Here is an 18,246-nt window from a genome sequence, read left to right on the forward strand (position 1 = left end):
GGCACCCGGCGCGTTCGCCGAGTGCCCGTTCCCTACGTGCCCGTGGAGGCTCAGTCCTCGCTGGACGCGGCCGGGAGCTTGTTCTGGATCAGGTCCATCACGGAGGAGTCGGCGAGCGTGGTGACGTCGCCCACCGCGCGGTTCTCCGCGACGTCGCGGAGGAGGCGGCGCATGATCTTGCCGGAGCGGGTCTTGGGCAGCTCGGCGACCGGGAGGATCCGCTTGGGCTTGGCGATGGGGCCGAGCACGGAGCCGACGTGGTTGCGCAGGTCGGCGACGAGCGATTCGTCCTCGGCGTTCGCGCTGCCGCGCAGGATGACGAAGGCGACGATCGCCTGACCGGTCGTCTCGTCGTTGGCGCCGACCACGGCGGCCTCGGCGACGGACGGGTGGGAGACGAGCGCGGACTCGACCTCGGTGGTCGAGATGTTGTGCCCGGAGACGAGCATGACGTCGTCGACGCGGCCGAGGAGCCAGATGTCGCCGTCCTCGTCCTTCTTCGCGCCGTCACCGGCGAAGTACTTGCCCTCGAACCGCGACCAGTACGTGTCGATGAACCGCTGGTCGTCGCCCCAGATGGTGCGCAGCATCGACGGCCACGGCTCGGTCAGCACCAGGTAGCCACCGCCGCCGTTCGGCACCTCGTTCGCCTCGTCGTCGACGACGGTCGCGGAGATGCCGGGCAGGGCGCGCTGGGCGGAGCCCGGCTTGGTCTCGGTGACGCCCGGCAGCGGGGAGATCATCATCGCGCCGGTCTCGGTCTGCCACCAGGTGTCCACGATGGGGCACGTGTCGGCGCCGATGTTCTTGCGGTACCAGACCCAGGCCTCGGGGTTGATCGGCTCGCCCACGGAACCCAGCACCCGGAGGCTGCTGAGGTCGAACTTCGCGGGGATGTCGTCGCCCCACTTCATGAACGTACGGATCGCGGTGGGCGCCGTGTAGAGGATCGTGACGCCGTACTTCTGCACGATCTCCCAGAAGCGACCCTGGTGCGGGGTGTCCGGGGTGCCCTCGTAGATGACCTGCGTCGCGCCGTTCGAGAGCGGGCCGTAGGTGATGTACGAGTGGCCGGTGACCCAGCCGATGTCGGCCGTGCACCAGTACACGTCCGTCTCCGGCTTCAGGTCGAAGACGGCGTGGTGGGTGTACGACGCCTGGGTGAGGTAGCCGCCGGAGGTGTGCAGGATGCCCTTCGGCTTACCCGTCGTGCCCGACGTGTAGAGGATGAAGAGCGGCTGCTCGGCGTCGAACGCCTCGGGGGTGTGCTCGGCGGACTGCTTGCCGACGACGTCGTGCCACCACACGTCGCGGCCCTCGGTCCAGGCGACGTCCTGCTTGGTGCGCTGCACGACGAGGACCTTGTCGACCGATACGCGGGTGAGCGCCTCGTCGACGGCCGGCTTGAGGGCGGACGGCTTGCCCCGGCGGTAGCCGCCGTCGGAGGTGATGACGACCTTGGCGTCGGCGTCCTCGATGCGCTTGGCGATCGCGTCGGCCGAGAAGCCGCCGAAGACGACGGAGTGCGCGGCACCGATGCGCGCGCAGGCCAGCATCGAGATGACGGCCTCGGGGATCATCGGCAGGTAGACGGCGACCCGGTCGCCCTTCTGCACGCCCAGTTCGGTCAGCGCGTTCGCCGCGCGGCTGACCTCGTCCTTCAGCTCGGCGTAGGTGATGGCGCGGCTGTCGCCGGGCTCGCCCTCGAAGTGGATGGCGACCCGGTCGCCGTTCCCGGCCTCGACGTGGCGGTCCACGCAGTTGTACGCGACGTTGAGCTTGCCGTCCTGGAACCACTTGGCGAACGGCGGGTTCGACCAGTCCAGGGTCTCGGTCGGCTCGGTGGCCCAGGTGAGGCGGCGGGCCTGCTCGGCCCAGAAGCCCAGCCGGTCAGCCTTGGCCTGCTCATACGCCTCGGCCGTGACATTGGCGTTCGCCGCCAGGTCAGCGGGCGGCGCGAAGCGTCGCTCTTCCTTCAGAAGATTGGCCAGGCTCTCGTTGCTCACGGCTTCTGCCTTTCCCAAGGTGTCCGTTGTGTCCCAGGCCACAGCTCATCAGACGTCGCCCCCTGGTGACAAGGGGTGTCCGAGAATTGGTTTAGACCTGTAAGCCGGGGTTCGTGCGTGTGGCTCCCGGCGGTGCCGGGAGCCACACGCTCTCACTTCTCCCACGGATCCGGGAAAGCGCCGGTTCAGCTCCTGGCCGCGCCGGTGTCCTCGTAGGCGGCGGCCTCGACCTGGCCGAAGACGGGATCACGCTCTTCCAGCAGGTAGGCCTGGGCCTCCCCGACGTGGAAGTACATCCCGTGCAGTTCGAGCGCGCCCTGCTCCAGGGCGCGAGCGACCGACTCGTGCGCCCGCAGGTGCTCCAACTGCTGGACGACATTGGTCAGACAGAGCTGCTCGACCGTGTCGGCGGGCGCCCGGCCCGCGAGCCGGGCCCAGGGCAGCCCCTTGTCGCCCATCCGCTCCAGACTCGGCAGCCCGTGGCGCAGCCACCGCTTGAGCGGGGTGAGCGCCCCGGGAGCGGACGGCGGACTGCTCAACAGCGCCTGCATGGCCCCGCATCCCGAGTGCCCGCACACGGTGATCGACTGCACCTTCAGCACGTCGACGGCGTACTCGATGGCGGCGGCGACCGAGTCGTCCCCGCTCTCGGCGCCCGGCAGCGGCACCAGATTCCCCACGTTCCGCACGACGAAGAGGTCGCCGGGGCCGCTCGACGTGATCATCGAGGTGACGACCCGGGAGTCGGCGCAGGTCAGGAAGAGCTGCGTGGGCTTCTGCCCCTCCCGCGCGAGCCGGGCCAGCTCACCGCGGACCAGTGGCGCCGTGTTCCGCTGGAACGCGCTGATGCCGCTGGCCAGATGGTGCCCACCGCGGGGCGGTGCCGCTTCCTGGGGGGTGTGCGTGTGCGGCCGGTCGTCGCAGTGGTGGTTGCGCCAGGGCGTCCAGGGGCGGCAGCAGGCGTGCGAGGCGCTCGCCGGCTCGGCGATCCGCGCGCCGCCGCGCCCGGCCACCTCGACCTGACCGCCCTGGGTGGTGTGGGCCTTCTGCCAGCCCTGCAGGGCCTCGTACGCGGCATGGTCCATGAATGATCCGTCCAACTCCACTACGCAGTCGGCCCCTTGGGGGACCTGATGAAGGGTGCGGCTCAGCCGCGGCACGGCCAGGAACGTCAACTGGCCGCGTACGCGCACATGGTGGACGCCGCGGGCGTCCTCCTCGCGCGTGATCCGGGTGCGCGCGAGGCGCTGCATCGCGACGCCGACGGCGACCGCGACACCGAGCCCGACGCCTTCGAGCACGCCGAAGACGACGACGCCGAGGGTGGTCACGACGTAGACGAGCACCTCACGGTGGCGGGTGACCGTGCGGATGTGGTGCAGGGACACCATCTGGATGCCGACCATCATCACCAGCGCGGCGAGCGAGGCGAGCGGGATGAGCTCCAGGACGGGAACCAGGAGGAGCGTGGCGGCTACTACCCAAACGCCGTGCAGCGCCGCGGAGTTCCCGCTCACCGCGCCCGCGTTGATGTTCGCCGTGGTGCGCACCGCGACGCCCGCGACGGGCAGTCCGCCGAGCGAGCCGGAGACGATGTTCGAGGCGCCCTGGGAGAGCAGCTCGCGGTCCAGGTTCGAGCGGCGCATCGCGGGTGGCAGGTCCGACCGTCCGGCGGCCATCTTGTCCGCGGCGACGGCGCCGAGCAGCGACTGCACGCTGCACACCAGGGTGGTGGTCAGCACGGCCGCGGCGATGCCGAGCACCGGCCCCTCGGGCAGCCCGGCCAGCGCGTGGCTGCTCCAGGACGGCAGATCGACCTCGGGCAGGCGCAGCCCGAGCAGTGCGGCGACGGTGCTCGCGGCGGTCACGGCGACGAGCGCGCCCGGGATCTTGCGGGTGACGCGCCCGACGCGTCCTGGGATCTTCGGCCAGGCGAGCAGCAGGGCGATGGTTAGGACGCTGATGGCGAGTGCCGCGGGCTGCAGATTCGCCAACTGGGCGGGCAGGGCCCCCAGATTGGCGAGCACGGAGCTCTGGGGGGTGCCGCCGAGGACGATGTGGACCTGGGCGACGGCGATGGTGATGCCGATGCCGGCGAGCATGCCGTGCACCACGGCGGGGCTGACGGCGAGCGCCGTGCGGGCCACGCGCAGGCAGCCGAGCCCGAGCTGGGCGACGCCTGCCATCACGGTGATGGCGCAGGTGGTCCGCCAGCCGTAGCGCTGGATCAGCTCGGCGGTGACCACGGTCAGGCCCGCGGCGGGGCCGCTGACCTGGAGCGGGGCGCCGCCCATGACACCGGCGACGATGCCGCCGACGGCGGCGGCGACCAGCCCCGACTCCAGGGGCGCGCCGGTCGCCAGGGCGATGCCGAGGGAGAGCGGAAGGGCGATCAGGAAGACCGCGATGGACGCCGAGAGATCGGCGCCCGCGATACGGAAGCGGCGGCGGGGCGCCGGCGGTGGACTGTGGGCCGGGTGGGCGGCGTCTGTCGGCTCGCCCGGTCGTTCGGAGTCACTGGCGCGGGTGGGTACGCAGGCTGACATGTGTTCCCGTCTCCTCCGGGGTGCAGCGCGGTCGCGGAATGTGGGGGACCCCCGGGTGGTGGGTGGGGGTCGGTCGCGGCCGTGGTTCACGGCGTGCAGCGGCGGGATGAAAATCAACGTTCGATATCAACGCTCGGTAAATGAATAGTAATGCAGAGTAAAGGATCGAGCGGGGTCAAAAGGGCAAATGGGGCAAGGCTTCACTCTGGGTAGTGAACTAAAAGTCTGGTCGGCTTGTCGTACAAATCATGTGCGGCCTTCGTGCGACGTTGACGGCGCCGCCCGCCGGAAGCGGGCATTTCTCGCATTCACCTCCTGTTAGCCGACTCCAGGAAGAAGGTGGGCGGAAGATGGCCGCCACCCGAAGGATCGCTCCCCGCCCGTCCCTGCGGATCGCCGCGGGCGTCACCGCCGCCGCTGCCTGTGTCGCGGCCCTCGCCGGCTGTGGCACGGACGCCCCGCCGCACCAGGGCGCCCCGGGCCCGAAGAAGGCCGCCGCGCCCCACAAGGGGGCTCCGGGCAGCGTGCTCCGCCCCATCGGCGACGGCTCGACCGCGTACACCGGTCGCCAGCCGCATCTGCCGAGAGCCGACCGCCTCAAGGCGGGACAGAAGCCGCCCCAGTTCGTCGTCTTCTCCTGGGACGGCGCGGGCGAGGACAGTCAGAAGCTCTTCTCGCACTTCCGCAAGGTCGCCAAGAAGAACAATGCGACCATGACGTACTTCCTCAGCGGCGTGTACATGCTCCCCGAGGACAAGGCGGGCGAGTACCACGCGCCGCAGCACTCGCCGGGCCGCTCCGACATCGGCTTCAACGACATCGAGGGGATCAAGAACACCGCGGAGCAGGTGCGCGGCGCCTGGCTCGAGGGCAACGAGATCGGCACCCACTTCAACGGCCACTTCTGCGGCAAGGACGGCGGCGTCGGCCAGTGGTCGGTGGCCGAGTGGAAGAGCGAGATCGCCCAGGCCAAGTCGTTCGTGAAGTCGTGGAAGACCAACACGGGCCTGAAGAAGGCGGCTCCGCTGCCCTTCGACTACGACAAGGAACTCATCGGCGCCCGCACGCCCTGCCTGGAGGGCCAGAAGAACTTCATGCGCGCCGCCCACGAACTGGGCTTCCGCTATGACACCAGCGGCGTCAACAACCAGGTCTGGCCGAAGAAGAAGGACGGCCTGTGGGACCTGTCCATGCAGCTCGTGCCGTTCCTCGGCCACTCCTACGAGCAGCTGACCATGGACTACAACTTCGCCGTGAACCAGTCCGGCACCATGCACGGCGACCCCGCCAAGCACGCCTACTGGGGCGACCAGATGCGCGACAGCCTGCTGGCGGGCTTCAAGCGCGCCTACAAGGGCAACCGCGCCCCGCTGATCATCGGCAACCACTTCGAGTCCTGGAACGGCGGCACCTACATGCGCGCCGTCGAGCAGACCGTCGAGAAGGTCTGCAACAAGCCGGACGTGCGCTGTGTCTCCTTCCACCAGCTCGCCGACTGGCTCGACGCCCAGGACACCAAGACCCTCGGCAAGCTCACCGAGCTGCCCGTCGGCAAGGCGCCCGAGCAGGGCTGGCCGGCCTTCCTCAACGGCGGCAGCCCGGCCCCGGCCCCCAAGGGGGTGCCGGGCGCACCGGCCGCCACGTCGTAGCCGCGGTCAGGCAGTCGCGACGACGCTCTCCTGAAGCGTGAACCCGGGGTCGACCTGAGAAGCCAGGTCGGCCCCGGCGGTTTCTTTCTGCCCCCCTCGCGCCGCTGCGCGGGCTTCGGGCGGCTGCGCCGGACTCCGTCCGACGGTCGGGCCGCGGGTCACGCGACAGCGGCGACGCTCTCCCGGAGGACGAACCCGGGGTCGACCTGAGAAGCCAGGTCGGCCCCGGTCTTCTCGTTGCCCCAGTTCTGGGCGTTCTTCACGTGGAAGTGGATCATCTGGCGCGTGTAGCGCTCCCAGTCGCGAGACTCGTACGTCGCGTCCGCCGCGGCCTGAAGGGCCCGCAGGGCGGTCCTGTTGGGCTCCTCCAGGAGCTCGAAGCGCGGCGGGCGGCCCTTCTCCATGGCGCGGACCCAGTCCGAGTGGCCGACGGTGACGAGCAGGTCGTCCCCGACCTCGGCGCGGAGGAAGTCGACGTCGTCCTGGCCCTGCACCTTGTTCCCCACGACCTTCAGGGAGATGCCGAAGTCCCGGGCGTACTCCTTGTACTGGCGGTAGACGGAGACTCCCTTGCGGGTCGGCTCGGCGACGAGGAACGTCATGTCGAAGCGGGTGAACATGCCCGAGGCGAAGGAGTCCGAGCCCGCGGTCATGTCGACCACCACGTACTCACCGCGGCCGTCGACCAGATGATTCAGGCACAGCTCCACCGCTCCGGTCTTGGAGTGGTAGCAGGCGACACCGAGGTCGGCTTCGGTGAACGGCCCGGTGACCATCAAACGCACGGCGTCACCGTCGAGTTCCACCTCCCGGGCGCAGGCGTCGTACACCGGGTTGTTCTCCCGCACCCGCAGCAGCCGCGAGCCCTCGCCGGGCGGCGTCGTCTTGATCATGGTGTCGGCGGAGGCGATGCGCGGGTTCGATCCGCGCAGGTAGTCCTTGATGAACGGCAGCCGGGCGCCGAGCGCGGGCAGCTCGGCGGCGACGTCGTCGTCGAGACCGAGGGCCGGGCCCAGGTGCTGGTTGATGTCGGCGTCGACGGCGATGACCGGCGATCCGGTGCTGGCGAGGTGGCGGATGAAGAGCGAGGACAGCGTGGTCTTGCCGCTGCCGCCCTTCCCGACGAAAGCGATCTTCATGTTCACCAAGGGTAGTGCGATCGTCACCCTTCGTGGTGCTCGCGCGTGAAGAAGACCACTCCTTCGTGGGGCGTGGGCCCCGGGACCGTAGGGTCGTACTCATGAGTACGACAGCCGACCCCCTCGCCGCGCTCGCGACCCTGCCGGGCGTGGCCGACTCCGTGGACTCCGTGCGCAAAGCCGTGGACCGGGTCTACGGGCACCGGGTCATGCGGCGCCGCAGCACCGAGGTCACCTCCGAGGCCGCGCTGCGCGGCGCACGCGGCAGCGCGGCGCTGTCCGGCGCCGACTGGAACCTCGAAGAGGTCCGCCGGCGTACCGACTTCAGCGGCGCCGACGGCGACCCGGAGGCGCCCCTGGTGGGCGCGGCCCTGCGGCTCACCGCCGAGGCGGGTCAACTCCTGTCCATCTGGCGGCAGTCGCCGCTGCGGGTGCTCGCGCGCCTGCACCTGGTCGCCGCCGCCGACCAGGACGACACGGTGGGGCGGCCGCGCACGCCCGGCGAGCCGGTGCACGAGCCGCTCGTCGAGCTGCCGGTGCCGGACGCCGACGAGGTGGCGGGCCGCCTCGAAGGGCTCGCTCAGCTGATCATCGCGGGGAGTGCGGCACCGGCCCTGGTGAGCGCCGCCGTCGTGCACGGCGAGCTGCTCGCGCTGCGCCCCTTCGGCTCGCACAACGGCCTGGTCGCGCGCGCGGCGGAACGCATCGTCCTGGTGGGCAGCGGCCTCGACCCGAAGTCGATCTGCCCCGCCGAGGTGGGCCACGCGGAGTTGGGGCGTGCGGCGTACGCGGCTGCGCTGGAGGGCTATGTCTCCGGTACGCCCGACGGGATGGCCGCCTGGATCACGCACTGCGGCAAGGCCGTCGAGCTGGGGGTCCGGGAGTCGACCGCGGTGTGCGAGGCGCTGCAGCGCGGCGCTGCCTGAACAGGGTTGCGGCGGTACGAGTCCTCGTACCGCCGCTGGCATGGCCACCTGGTTACCAAGCGTCCTCGATATGTGTTGCCCATCAGGTCGGGTACTTTGCCCGTCGCCTGGTGCGGCTGGCCCGTAATCGACGGGTCGACGTCGCGTGGGTGCCTGGTGTTCATGCGCGGTCCGTGGGGCCTGTCTGCGTGTGTAGGTGATCCTCTCGGATATCCCTGGTCTCGCGGGCCGTTGACTCCTTTGTACTCCTCGCCCGAAGGATGCGAAACCCCTGGCGGCACTTCTTTACTTTTAGGTTCAAACAGGGGCGAATCGGGCGCTGTTCTCTATGTGCTCGGGAGCGCCCGGCGCCGACTGGCGTACCAGACCAGTCCCGCCGTCGCGGCGGCCGCGCCGAGTGCCGCCGCGGCGACCAGCGCCGGACGGGACGGCGTGGAGAGATGCGGCAGCCGCTTCTTGAGCCGGACCGGCTTGTGGAAGTCGAGAATCGGCCACTCGCGCGCGAGTGCCTCACGGCGCAGCGCCCGGTCCGGGTTGACCGCGTACGGGTGCCCGACGGAACTCAGCATCGGCACATCGGTCGCCGAGTCGCTGTACGCGTAGCAGCGCGCGAGGTCGTACCCCTCGGACGCGGCGAGTTCCTTCACGGCCTCCGCCTTGGTGGGCCCGTACGCGTAGTACTCCACCTCGCCGGTGAAGCAGCCGTCGTCGCCGACGACCATGCGCGTGGCCACCACTCGGTCCGCTCCCAGCAGTTCCCCGATCGGCTCGACCACCTCGGCGCCCGAGGTGGAGACGATGACCACGTCCCGGCCGGCGGTGTGGTGCTCCTCGATGAGGGACGCCGCCTCGTCGTAGATGATCGGGTCGATCAGGTCGTGCAGCGTCTCGGCCACGATCTCCCGCACCTGCCGCACGTTCCAGCCGCGGCACAGCGCCGACAGGTACTGGCGCATCCGCTCCATCTGGTCGTGATCGGCGCCCCCGGCCAGGAAGACGAACTGCGCGTAGGCCGTGCGCAGCACGGCCCTGCGGTTGATCAGTCCGCCTTGGTAGAACGATTTGCTGAACGTGAGCGTGCTCGACTTGGCGATGACGGTCTTGTCCAGGTCAAAGAACGCCGCTGTGCGGGGCATGGAGTGATGCAAGGAGTGGTTTTCCACAAGCCCGAGCATAGGCGCCCACCATTCGGCGTAAGCTGGGGCGCGTGGGTTTGCCTGAGAAGGCTCTCGGGTACACCATGGAAGTCACGGATCGTTCGCGACCGTGCTAACCCGGTCTGGCTCCTCCCCCCCCCGAGTCGGACCGTGGGGACGACCCCCGCTCTCCCCCCCGGCGGGGGTCGTCGCATGTCCGGACCCGTTTTCGGGTCCTTTTTTCTTGCCCGATCCTCATGATTCCCGGCCTCGCCGCGCAGGGTCGACCCGTGGCGTGACGGTCACCGAGTGTGACGAACAGGCTGCGCTGCGGAGGGGATCGAGGAGGTTCCCGGACGGCCCCGGAAGGGGTTCCGGGGTGGTTCCCGAGACGGATCCCGACGGGGTTCCCGGCCGTTCCCGTGTCGGCTCCGGGATGTCACCGGTATGGGTGAGAGGGATATTCACAACCCTTCTCGAGTCCACAGTTTTTGACCAAGATCCACATGATTTCCGGGATCGCTGCACGGTGATTCCGCAGGCGAAGTCCGGGTCGCAGTTCCTGGCCGGTTCGTTATGACGAGCCGTGCCGGCGACCGGTATTCGGCGCTCCGGCGCCGGTGACTTCGCGGCGGACCGGCTCGCCCACGGGGCGGGCGAGGGCGTGGAGACAGGGGGATCGGATCGTGGTGGAGGTCAGCGCGGTGGACCCGCGGGGCGTGCGGCGGGTGCCGCTGATCGTGACGGAGGACGTGGAGCTCCTCGACGACCTGCTGCGGCTGTGCGCGGCGGCGGGGGTGCGGCCCGAGGTCGGGCACGGGGCACCGGAGGGCAGAGGCAGGTGGGAGGCGGCGCCCCTGGTGCTGGTCGGGGGCGATGCGGCGGGGCGGTTGCGCGGCGCGGCCCGGCGGGACGGGGTGATGCTCGTCGAGCGGGACCAGGACGACCCCGGGGTGTGGCGGCGGGCCATGGAGATCGGCGCCGAGCAGGTGCTGATGCTGCCGGACGCCGAGCCCTGGCTGATGGACCGGATCGCCGATGTCGCGGAGGGCGTGGGCCGGCCCGCGCTGACGGTCGGCGTCCTGGGTGGCCGGGGCGGGGCCGGTGCCTCGACGCTGGCCTGCGGCCTGGCGGCGGCGTCCGCGGCCGTGGGGCGGCGCACCCTGCTGGTCGACGCCGACCCGATCGGCGGCGGCCTCGACGTCCTGCTCGGCGCAGAGGCGGCGGACGGACTCCGCTGGCCGGCGTTCGTCCACTCCCGCGGCCGGGTCGGCGCCACCGCGCTGGAGGAGGCCCTGCCGTGCCTGCACGGCCTGCGGGTGCTCAGCTGGGACCGCGGCGAGGCCACGGACCTGCCGCCCGAGGCGATGCGTGTGGTGCTCGCGGCGGGGCGCCGCAGGGGCGGGGCCGTCGTGGTGGACCTGCCCCGCCGGGTCGACGCGAGCACGGTGGAGGCGCTGGCCCAGCTCGATCTGGCGCTGCTCGTGGTGCCGCCGGAGCTGCGGGCCGTCGCCGCCGCCCGGCGGGTGGCCGACACCGTCGGCATGGTGGTGCGGGATCTGCGGGTGGTCACGGCGCCCGTGCGCGGGGCGCGGCGCTCCGGGGTGCTGGATCCGGACGAGGTGGCCCGGCTGCTCGGACTGCCCCTGGCCGGAGAGCTCCCGCTGGACGCGGGCGTCCTGGCGGGCCGGACGCCCCAGGCGGCGTCCGGCGGGCCGTTGCGGCGGTTCGGCACCGCGTTCTGGGAGCGGGTGCCGGTCGCCGTGGAGCAGGGGGAGGCGCGATGAGCTCGGTGGTCGGGGCACGGATGCTCGACGGGGTCAGGCAGTGGCTCGCGGAGACCGGATCGGAGGCGACGCCCGCGCGTGTGGCCGAGGCGCTCAGGGCCCAGGGCCGGGTCCTCGGCGACGCCGAAGTGCTGGGCGTCGCGGGCCGGCTGAGGTCCGAGCTGGTGGGCGCGGGCCCCCTGGAGCCGCTGCTCGCCGACCCCTCGGTGACGGACGTGCTGGTCTCGGCGCCCGACCGGGTCTGGGTCGACCGGGGCGGCGGCCTGGAGCGGGCCGACGTGGCCTTCGAGAGCGCCGCCGCAGTCCGGCGACTGGCACAGCGGCTGGCCGCCGTGGTGGGACGCCGCCTCGACGACGCCCGGCCCTGGGTGGACGCGCGGCTGCCCGACGGGACCCGGCTGCACGCGGTCCTGCCGCCGGTCGCGGTGGGGTGCACGTGCCTGTCGCTGCGGGTCGTACGTCCCCGGGCGTTCACCCTGAAGGAGCTGGTGACGGCGGGGACGGTGCCGCCGGGCGGCGACCGGGTGCTGCGGGCGCTGCTCGACGCCCGCCTGTCGTTCCTGATCAGCGGCGGTACGGGCAGCGGCAAGACGACCCTGCTCAGCGCGCTCCTCGGTCTGGTCGGTGCGGACGAGCGCATCGTCCTGGCAGAGGACTCCGCCGAGCTGAGCCCCGACCACCCGCACGTGGTGCGCCTGGAGGCGCGGCCCGCCAATCAGGAGGGCGCGGGCGCCGTCGGCCTCGACGACCTGGTGCGGCAGGCGCTGCGAATGCGGCCGGACCGGCTCGTCGTCGGCGAGGTGCGCGGCGCCGAGGTCGTCTCGCTGCTGGCCGCGCTCAACACCGGACACGAGGGCGGCTGCGGCACCCTGCACGCGAACGCGGCGGGCGATGTGCCGGTCCGTCTCGAGGCGCTGGGGACGGCGGCGGGGCTCGATCGGGCGGCGCTGCACAGCCAGCTGGCGGCCGCGGTGTCGGTGGTGCTGCATCTCGTCCGGGACCGGGGCGGTCGGCGCAGGGTGGCGCAGGTGCGGGTGCTGGAGCGGGACGCGCAGGGGTGGGTGCGGGCCGTGCCGGCGCTGGAGTGGCGCGAGCGGGGCTTCGCACCGGGTGAGGGGTGGGAGCGGCTGGGCGGCTTGTTGGGGGTGCGGCTGGAGTGAGGGGCGCGCGGTGCCGCTGAGGAGGGTGCGGGTGCGGGACGACAGGCGAGAGCTGAGTGACGTGACGGGTGGGAGCGGGCGTGGAGATGTCCGGTGTCGTGGCGGTGGGACTGATCGGGGTGGCGGCCGTGGTGGCGGTCGTGAGAGTGCGGGACGCCGAAGCGCGGCGGGTGCGGGCGGTGTTCGGAGAGGCGGCGGGCGTCGGGGCGGTGCCGGCCTGGCGGAGTACGGGTGAGCGGTGGTGGCGCTCGCTGCGCGGTCGGCCCGAGTGGGGGTGCGCGGTGATCGGCGCGGTCGTCGCCGTCGTGGGGGTGTCGCCGCTGCCGCTGGTCCTGGGCGTCGCTGCGGTGCCCGCGGCGGCTCGGGCGCGGCGGGGGAGAGCGGCGCTGCGGGTCCGGGAGCGGCGCGGGGACGCGGTGATCCGGCTGTGCGAGGTGCTGGCCGGAGAGGTCCGGGCGGGGCGGCAGCCGGGCGCGGCGCTGACCGTCGCCGTCCGGGAGCCGGGCGCGCTGTCGGGGGCGGGGAGCGCGGCGGTGGCGGCCGCGGCCCGGTTCGGCGGGGACGTACCCGGCGCGCTGCGGGTGGCGGCCGGTGAGCCGGGCGCCGAGGGGCTGCACGGGCTCGCGGTGTGCTGGCACGTGGCGGTGGACCGGGGCGCGGGGCTCGCGGCCGGACTGGAGCGGCTGGCCGATGCGCTGCGGGCGGAGCGGGATCAACGGGCTGATCTGCGGGCCCAGTTGGCGGGCCCGTGGTCCACGGCGGTGATGCTCGCCGGGCTGCCGGTGCTCGGGCTGCTGCTCGGATCGGCGCTCGGGGCACGGCCGTTGCACGTGCTGCTGCACACCGGGGCCGGTGTGGGGTGCCTGGTGGTGGGCGGGGTGTTGGAGGGGGCGGGGCTGTGGTGGGCGATGCGGATCGTGCGGGGGGCTGCGGTGTGAGGGGGCGGGGGTGTTGTGGTCGGGCTGGATGGGGTGGAGGGGCCGGGTGGGGTGGTCGGACTGAGTGGGATGGAGGGGCTGGACGGGGTCGTCGGGCTGGACGGGTTGGGCGGTCGGCCGGGGTGACCGGAAGGGGGAGATCGGTCTGGGCGGGCTCGACGGGCCGAACGGGCCGAACGGGGCCCGGGCCGGCCGATTGGGCCGGACGACCTGATCGGGCCGGATGACCTGATCGGGCTGGGCGATCTGATCGGGCTCGATGGACGAGTGCGATGGACGAGTGCGGTGAAACGCATGGAACTCGATGGACGGGAGCGGTGAGAGGCATGGAAGTTGTCCACAGGCTGGGGGCAGTGCTGTGTGCCGCGCTGGTGGTGATGTGGCTGGGGCGGACGGCCGAGATGCGGTGGCGGGAGCGGGAGCTTCGGCGGCGGGTACGGCTGGTGCTGGACATTGCCGCGGCGGACGCGGCGCGGCGGGCCTTTCGGATGCCGGGTGTGGTGCGCCGGTGGGCCCCGGTGGCCGGGGCCGTGAGTGCCGGGTACGTGGTGGTCGGCGGGGCGGCGGGGCTGCTCGTCGGGGCCTTCGCGGGCGGTGCGGTGTGGCGGTGGCGGCGGAGCCGGGCGGTGCCGTCCGGGGCGGCCGACGGCGCCGAGGCGCTGCGTCAACTGCCGCTGGCGGCCGATCTGCTGGCCGCCTGCATCGCGGCCGGGGCGGGTCCGGTGGAGGCGGCGCGGGTCGTCGGGGAGTCGTTGGGCGGGCCCGTCGGGAGAGGGCTCGCGCGGGGTGCGGCGCAGGTGCGGCTCGGTGGTGAACCGGGTGTGGCGTGGCGGGAGTTGGCGGTTTTGCCCGGCGCCGGTGCGCTGGTCCGGCTGTTGGAGCGGGCCGGTGAGTCGGGGGCGCCGGCGGCGGCACCGGTCGCCCGGATCGCCGCCGAGTGCAGAGCCGAGCGCGGGCGCAGAGCGACGGCGGTGGCGCGTCGGGCGGCGGTCGCCGTCACCGCTCCGGTGGGGCTGTGCTTTCTGCCCGCCTTCCTCGTGATCGGGGTGCTGCCCGTGGTGATCGGTCTCGGCGGCGGGATATTGGGCGGCCGGTGAGGTGCAAGGCGGGATCCGGGCTGCCGGATCTCCGAAGTTCACACATTCGTACGGGGGTTGAGATGAACGGAACACGTGGGACGAAGGCGACGAGGGCGTGCCGACGGCTGCGGGGAGCTCTGCTGGCCTGGGTGCGTCAGGTGCGGTCGGCGACGCGAGGGGACGCCGGGATGGTCACGTCGGAGTACGCGGTGGGGCTGATCGCGGCCGTCGGGTTCGCCGGGGTGCTGTACCAGGTGGTGACGAGCGACGTGGTCCAGTCGACGCTGCAGTCCGTGGTGGCCAAGGCGCTCCATGGCTCGTTCTGAACCGGACCGCGACCGCGACCGCGACCGGGGCCGAGGCCGGGGCCGGTGCCGCGACCGGGATCGGGACCGGGGGTTCGTGACGGCGGAGGCGGCGGTGGTGCTGCCCGTGCTCGTGGCGTTCACGATGGCGCTGGTCTGGGCGGTGGTTGCGGCGGCCGGGCAGATCCGGTGCGTGGACGCCGCGCGCACCGGGGCCAGGGCGGTGGCCCGGCAGGAGCCGGAGAGCGCCGCCGTGGCCGCCGCCCGGGACGCCGCCCCGCGGGGCGCACGGGTCGAGGTGAGACGGGAGGGCGAGCTGGTCCGGGTGACGGTGCTGGCGCGAGCGGCCGGGCCGGGCCCGCTCGGCGTGGAGTTGAGCGCGGAGGCCGTCGCGGCGGCCGAGGAGACGACTGCCCCGGAGACGGCTCCGGGGGAGGGGCGGGGGGCGACGTGAAGGGACGGGGCGGTGAAGGACGGCGGGTGGGGCTGAGAGGCGACCGGGGGTCCGCGACGGTCTGGGCTGTCATGGCGCTGGCCGCGGTGGGCGCCGTCTTCGCGGGCGTTCTCGCCCTCGGACAGGCGGTGCAGCTCCGGCACCGGGCGGGCGGTGCGGCCGATCTGGCCGCACTGGCAGCGGCCGGCCAGTGGACGAAAGGCACCGCGCAGGCCTGCGCGGTGGCCGAGCGGGTGGCCCGGGCACAGGGGGCGAGAGTCGTGCGGTGCGCCGTGCGCGGGGAGGTGGCCGAGGTGACGGCGGGGGCGGGCAGCGGAGTACTGGCGACCGAGGTGCGGGCACGGGCGGGGCCTGCCGGGGCGGTACCGGCGGCTTCCGGGACCGGGCCTGTGGCCGGGCTGGAACCCGAGACTGAGGCCGCGACTGCCACCGGCGCTGCCACCGGCACCGGCACAGGCGCTGCCACCGGCTCCGACCCTGCCACCGGAACCGGAACCGGAACCGGAACCAGCACCGGCACTGCCACCTTCACCGGTGCTGCCACCGGCACCCGGCCCGTGCCCCTGCCTCGATGAGTCCGTGGCTCTCTACGGCGCCTGCTCGAGCAAGGTCGAGAGGAGCCGGACCGCTCCCCGCTTGTGCAGCGGATCGTTGCCGTTGCCGCACTTGGGGGACTGGATGCAGGACGGGCAGCCGGCCTCGCACTCGCAGGACGCGATGGCCTCGCGGGTGGCGGTCAGCCACTCCTTGGCGGTGTGGAAGGCGCGCTCGGCGAAGCCCGCCCCGCCGGGGTGGCCGTCGTAGACGAAGACCGTCGGCAGCAGCGTGTCGGGGTGCAGCGGGATCGAGACGCCGCCGATGTCCCAGCGGTCGCAGGTGGCGAAGAGGGGGAGCATGCCGATGGAGGCGTGTTCGGCGGCGTGCAGGGCGCCGCCGAGGATCTCGGGGTTCACCCGGGCGGCGTCCAGCTGGTCCTCGGTGACCGTCCACCACACCGCGCGGGTGCGCAGCGTACGAGGAGGGAGGTCGAGTTTGGTCTCGCCGAGGACCTCGCCCGTGATGAGGCGGCGGCGGAGGTAGCCGACGACCTGGTTGGTCACTTCCACCGATCCGTAGCACAGCGAGCCGTCGCCCCAGGGGACTTCGACGTCCGTCTCCAGGATGGAGATGGCCGTGGTGTCGCGGGCCGTCGTGGAGTACGTGGGGTTCGCCGGTTCGACCAGGGCGACGTTGTCGTCGAGGTCCAGGTGCTTGACGACGTAGGTGCGGCCCTGGTGGAGGTGGACCGCGCCGTCGTGGACGGTGGTGTGGGCCGAGCCGGCGTCGACCGTGCCGAGGAGCCGGCCGGTGCTCGCCTCGACGATCTGGACCGGGTCGCCGCCCTCGCCGCGGATGTCGGCCAGGTCGGCGGCGGACTCGCGGCGCGTCCAGTGCCAGGCCTTGGTGCCGGAGCGGCGGCGCAGCAGTTTCGCCGCCTCCAGTTGCGGGAGGAGGTCGCCGGACGCCGGGCCGAAGAGGTCGAAGTCCGGTTCCGTGAGCGGGAGCTCGGAGGCGGCCGCGCACAGGTGCGGGGCCAGGACGTACGGGTTGTCGGGGTCGAGGACCGTCGACTCCACCGGCTGCTCGAAGAGGGCCTCCGGGTGGTGGACCAGGTAGGTGTCCAGGGGATCGTCGCGGGCGACCAGGACCGCGAGCGCCCCCTGGCCCGAGCGGCCCGCCCGGCCCGCCTGCTGCCACAGGGAGGCCCGGGTGCCCGGATAGCCGGCGATCACCACGGCGTCGAGGCCGGAGACGTCGATGCCGAGTTCGAGGGCGGTGGTGGCGGCGAGACCGAGGAGCTCACCGGAGTGCAGGGCGGCTTCGAGGGCGCGGCGCTCCTCGGCGAGGTAGCCGCCGCGGTAGGCGGCCACCCGGCGCGGCAGCGAGCGATCGATCTCGGCCAGACGTTCCTGGGCGATCACCGCGATCAGCTCGGCGCCGCGCCGGGACCGTACGAAGGCGACCGAGCGGATGCCCTGCACGGTGAGGTCGGTGAGCAGGTCGGCCGTCTCTGCGGTCGCCGTGCGGCGCACCGGGGCGCCCTTCTCGCCCTGCATCTCGGTGAGCGGCGGCTCCCAGAGGGCGAAGACGAGCTCGCCGCGCGGCGAGGCGTCGTCGGCGACCTCGACGACCGGCAGGCCCGTGAGGCGTTGCGCGGCGACGGCCGGTTCGGCCGCCGTGGCCGAGGCGAGGAGGAAGACGGGGGAGGAGCCGTAGCGGGCGCACAGGCGCCGCAGACGGCGCAGGATCTGGGCGACGTGGCTGCCGAAGACACCGCGGTAGGTGTGGCACTCGTCGATGACGACGTACTTGAGGGCCTTGAGGAAGGAGGACCAGCGTGGGTGCGAGGGCAATATGCCGCGGTGCAGCATGTCGGGGTTGGTGAGGACGTAGTTGGCGTACTGGCGCACCCACTCCCGTTCCTCGAACGGGGTGTCGCCGTCGTACACCGCCGGCCGGATCGCCGTACCCAGCGGTTGTGAAAGTTCCTTCACCGATCGGCACTGGTCCGCTGCGAGCGCCTTGGTCGGGGCGAGGTAGAGGGTGGTCGCCCCGCGGCCGTTCGGCGCCTCGGAGCCGTCCAGGAGCGCCGAGAGGGCCGGGACGAGGTACGCCAGGGACTTCCCGGAGGCCGTGCCGGTGGACACGACCACCGAATCACCGTCGAGCGCGTGCTCCGCGGCCAGAGCCTGGTGGGCCCAGGGGTGCGCGATTCCGGCTTCCTGGACGGTCGCGAGGACCTCGGCACGGATCCGGTCCGGCCAGACGGCATGACGTCCCGGACGAGGGGGCAAGTGCTCCGTATGGGTGATGCGCGCAGCCCTGCTCTGACCCGTGGTGAGCCTGTCCAGAATCGCCCCGGGAGCAGGGCGGGAGGCGTCGTTGACCGAGGGTCGTTCGGATCGGTGATTCTTGGCCATCGGCTCCGAGTCTGTCACTGGCGTGACGGACAATGCTCTCAAGGCGTCGTGCATGCCTGCTGGTAAGTGATTGAATGCCTTCGCGGCTGGCGAACCGTCCCGGGGGATCAAGCCGAGGTGTCCCCGAGGGGCGACCGCTCGATAGCAAGGTGCTGGAGGAT

Annotated in this window: 13 protein-coding genes and 1 pseudogene; 9 read left to right on the forward strand and 5 right to left on the reverse strand. The window is 72.5% G+C overall.

Translation table 11 applies throughout. The annotated features are described in order from the left end of the window. Positions 1 to 50 precede the first annotated feature (50 nt). Together acs and ABZ930_RS29550 are read right to left on the reverse strand one after the other, a co-directional pair. Entirely contained in the window at positions 51 to 2,048 is a 1,998-nt protein-coding gene (acs, locus tag ABZ930_RS29545) for an acetate--CoA ligase (RefSeq protein ID WP_361554211.1), read from the reverse strand. A gap of 143 nt (positions 2,049 to 2,191) precedes the next feature. Continuing rightward, positions 2,192 to 4,552 (reverse strand): bifunctional SulP family inorganic anion transporter/carbonic anhydrase, encoded by a 2,361-nt coding sequence (locus ABZ930_RS29550; RefSeq protein WP_361554214.1) that lies wholly within the window; start codon positions 4,550 to 4,552, stop codon positions 2,192 to 2,194. A 350-nt stretch (positions 4,553 to 4,902) separates the two neighbouring features. Here ABZ930_RS29550 and ABZ930_RS29555 point away from each other — a divergent pair, with 350 nt between their 5' ends. Continuing rightward, positions 4,903 to 6,201 (forward strand): hypothetical protein, encoded by a 1,299-nt coding sequence (locus ABZ930_RS29555; protein WP_361554217.1) that lies wholly within the window; start codon positions 4,903 to 4,905, stop codon positions 6,199 to 6,201. Between the two features lie 158 nt (positions 6,202 to 6,359). Here ABZ930_RS29555 and ABZ930_RS29560 read toward each other — a convergent pair whose 3' ends face one another. Then, on the reverse strand, positions 6,360 to 7,340 hold the full coding sequence (locus ABZ930_RS29560; protein ID WP_361554220.1) for an ATP-binding protein: 981 nt from the start codon (positions 7,338 to 7,340) through the stop codon (positions 6,360 to 6,362). 101 nt (positions 7,341 to 7,441) lie between these two features. Here ABZ930_RS29560 and ABZ930_RS29565 point away from each other — a divergent pair, with 101 nt between their 5' ends. Beyond that, entirely contained in the window at positions 7,442 to 8,266 is an 825-nt protein-coding gene (locus tag ABZ930_RS29565; protein ID WP_361554223.1) for an oxidoreductase, read from the forward strand. A gap of 326 nt (positions 8,267 to 8,592) precedes the next feature. Here ABZ930_RS29565 and ABZ930_RS29570 read toward each other — a convergent pair whose 3' ends face one another. Then, a complete protein-coding gene (locus tag ABZ930_RS29570; protein WP_361554226.1) occupies positions 8,593 to 9,441 on the reverse strand; it encodes an HAD-IB family hydrolase in 849 nt (282 codons plus the stop codon). Between the two features lie 647 nt (positions 9,442 to 10,088). On the opposite strand from ABZ930_RS29570, the gene ssd reads away from it, so the two are divergent. The 7 genes and pseudogenes from ssd to ABZ930_RS29605 form a co-directional block, all read left to right on the forward strand. Then, on the forward strand, positions 10,089 to 11,189 hold the full coding sequence (gene ssd / locus ABZ930_RS29575) for a septum site-determining protein Ssd (RefSeq protein ID WP_361554229.1): 1,101 nt from the start codon (positions 10,089 to 10,091) through the stop codon (positions 11,187 to 11,189). After that, positions 11,186 to 12,349, forward strand: coding sequence for a TadA family conjugal transfer-associated ATPase (locus ABZ930_RS29580; protein WP_361554232.1), 1,164 nt, complete (start codon positions 11,186 to 11,188; stop codon positions 12,347 to 12,349). The genes ssd and ABZ930_RS29580 overlap by 4 nt, the downstream gene beginning before the upstream one ends. Before the next feature lie 86 nt (positions 12,350 to 12,435). Further along, positions 12,436 to 13,287, forward strand: coding sequence for a type II secretion system F family protein (locus ABZ930_RS29585; protein WP_361554235.1), 852 nt, complete (start codon positions 12,436 to 12,438; stop codon positions 13,285 to 13,287). Between the two features lie 326 nt (positions 13,288 to 13,613). After that, positions 13,614 to 14,384 carry a type II secretion system F family protein gene (locus tag ABZ930_RS29590; protein ID WP_361554238.1) on the forward strand — a complete coding sequence of 257 codons (771 nt, stop codon included), beginning with the start codon at positions 13,614 to 13,616 and terminating at the stop codon, positions 14,382 to 14,384. A 62-nt stretch (positions 14,385 to 14,446) separates the two neighbouring features. After that, positions 14,447 to 14,692: a DUF4244 domain-containing protein gene (locus tag ABZ930_RS29595; RefSeq protein WP_361554241.1), complete on the forward strand. Its 246-nt coding sequence runs from the start codon at positions 14,447 to 14,449 to the stop codon at positions 14,690 to 14,692. Then, positions 14,679 to 15,125: a TadE family type IV pilus minor pilin gene (locus ABZ930_RS29600; protein WP_361554244.1), complete on the forward strand. Its 447-nt coding sequence runs from the start codon at positions 14,679 to 14,681 to the stop codon at positions 15,123 to 15,125. Before ABZ930_RS29595 ends, ABZ930_RS29600 begins: the two co-directional genes overlap by 14 nt. After that, positions 15,122 to 15,493, forward strand: a pseudogene (locus ABZ930_RS29605) (Rv3654c family TadE-like protein); the annotation flags it as partial. The gene ABZ930_RS29600 and the pseudogene ABZ930_RS29605, both read left to right, overlap by 4 nt. 219 nt (positions 15,494 to 15,712) lie before the next feature. Here the strand turns inward: ABZ930_RS29605 and ABZ930_RS29610 are convergent. Beyond that, positions 15,713 to 18,139 carry a DEAD/DEAH box helicase gene (locus tag ABZ930_RS29610; RefSeq protein WP_361554247.1) on the reverse strand — a complete coding sequence of 809 codons (2,427 nt, stop codon included), beginning with the start codon at positions 18,137 to 18,139 and terminating at the stop codon, positions 15,713 to 15,715. Positions 18,140 to 18,246: the final 107 nt, after the last annotated feature.

Origin of the sequence: Streptomyces sp. NPDC046716, assembly GCF_040645755.1 — a bacterium.
Classification (GTDB): Bacteria; Actinomycetota; Actinomycetes; order Streptomycetales; family Streptomycetaceae; genus Streptomyces.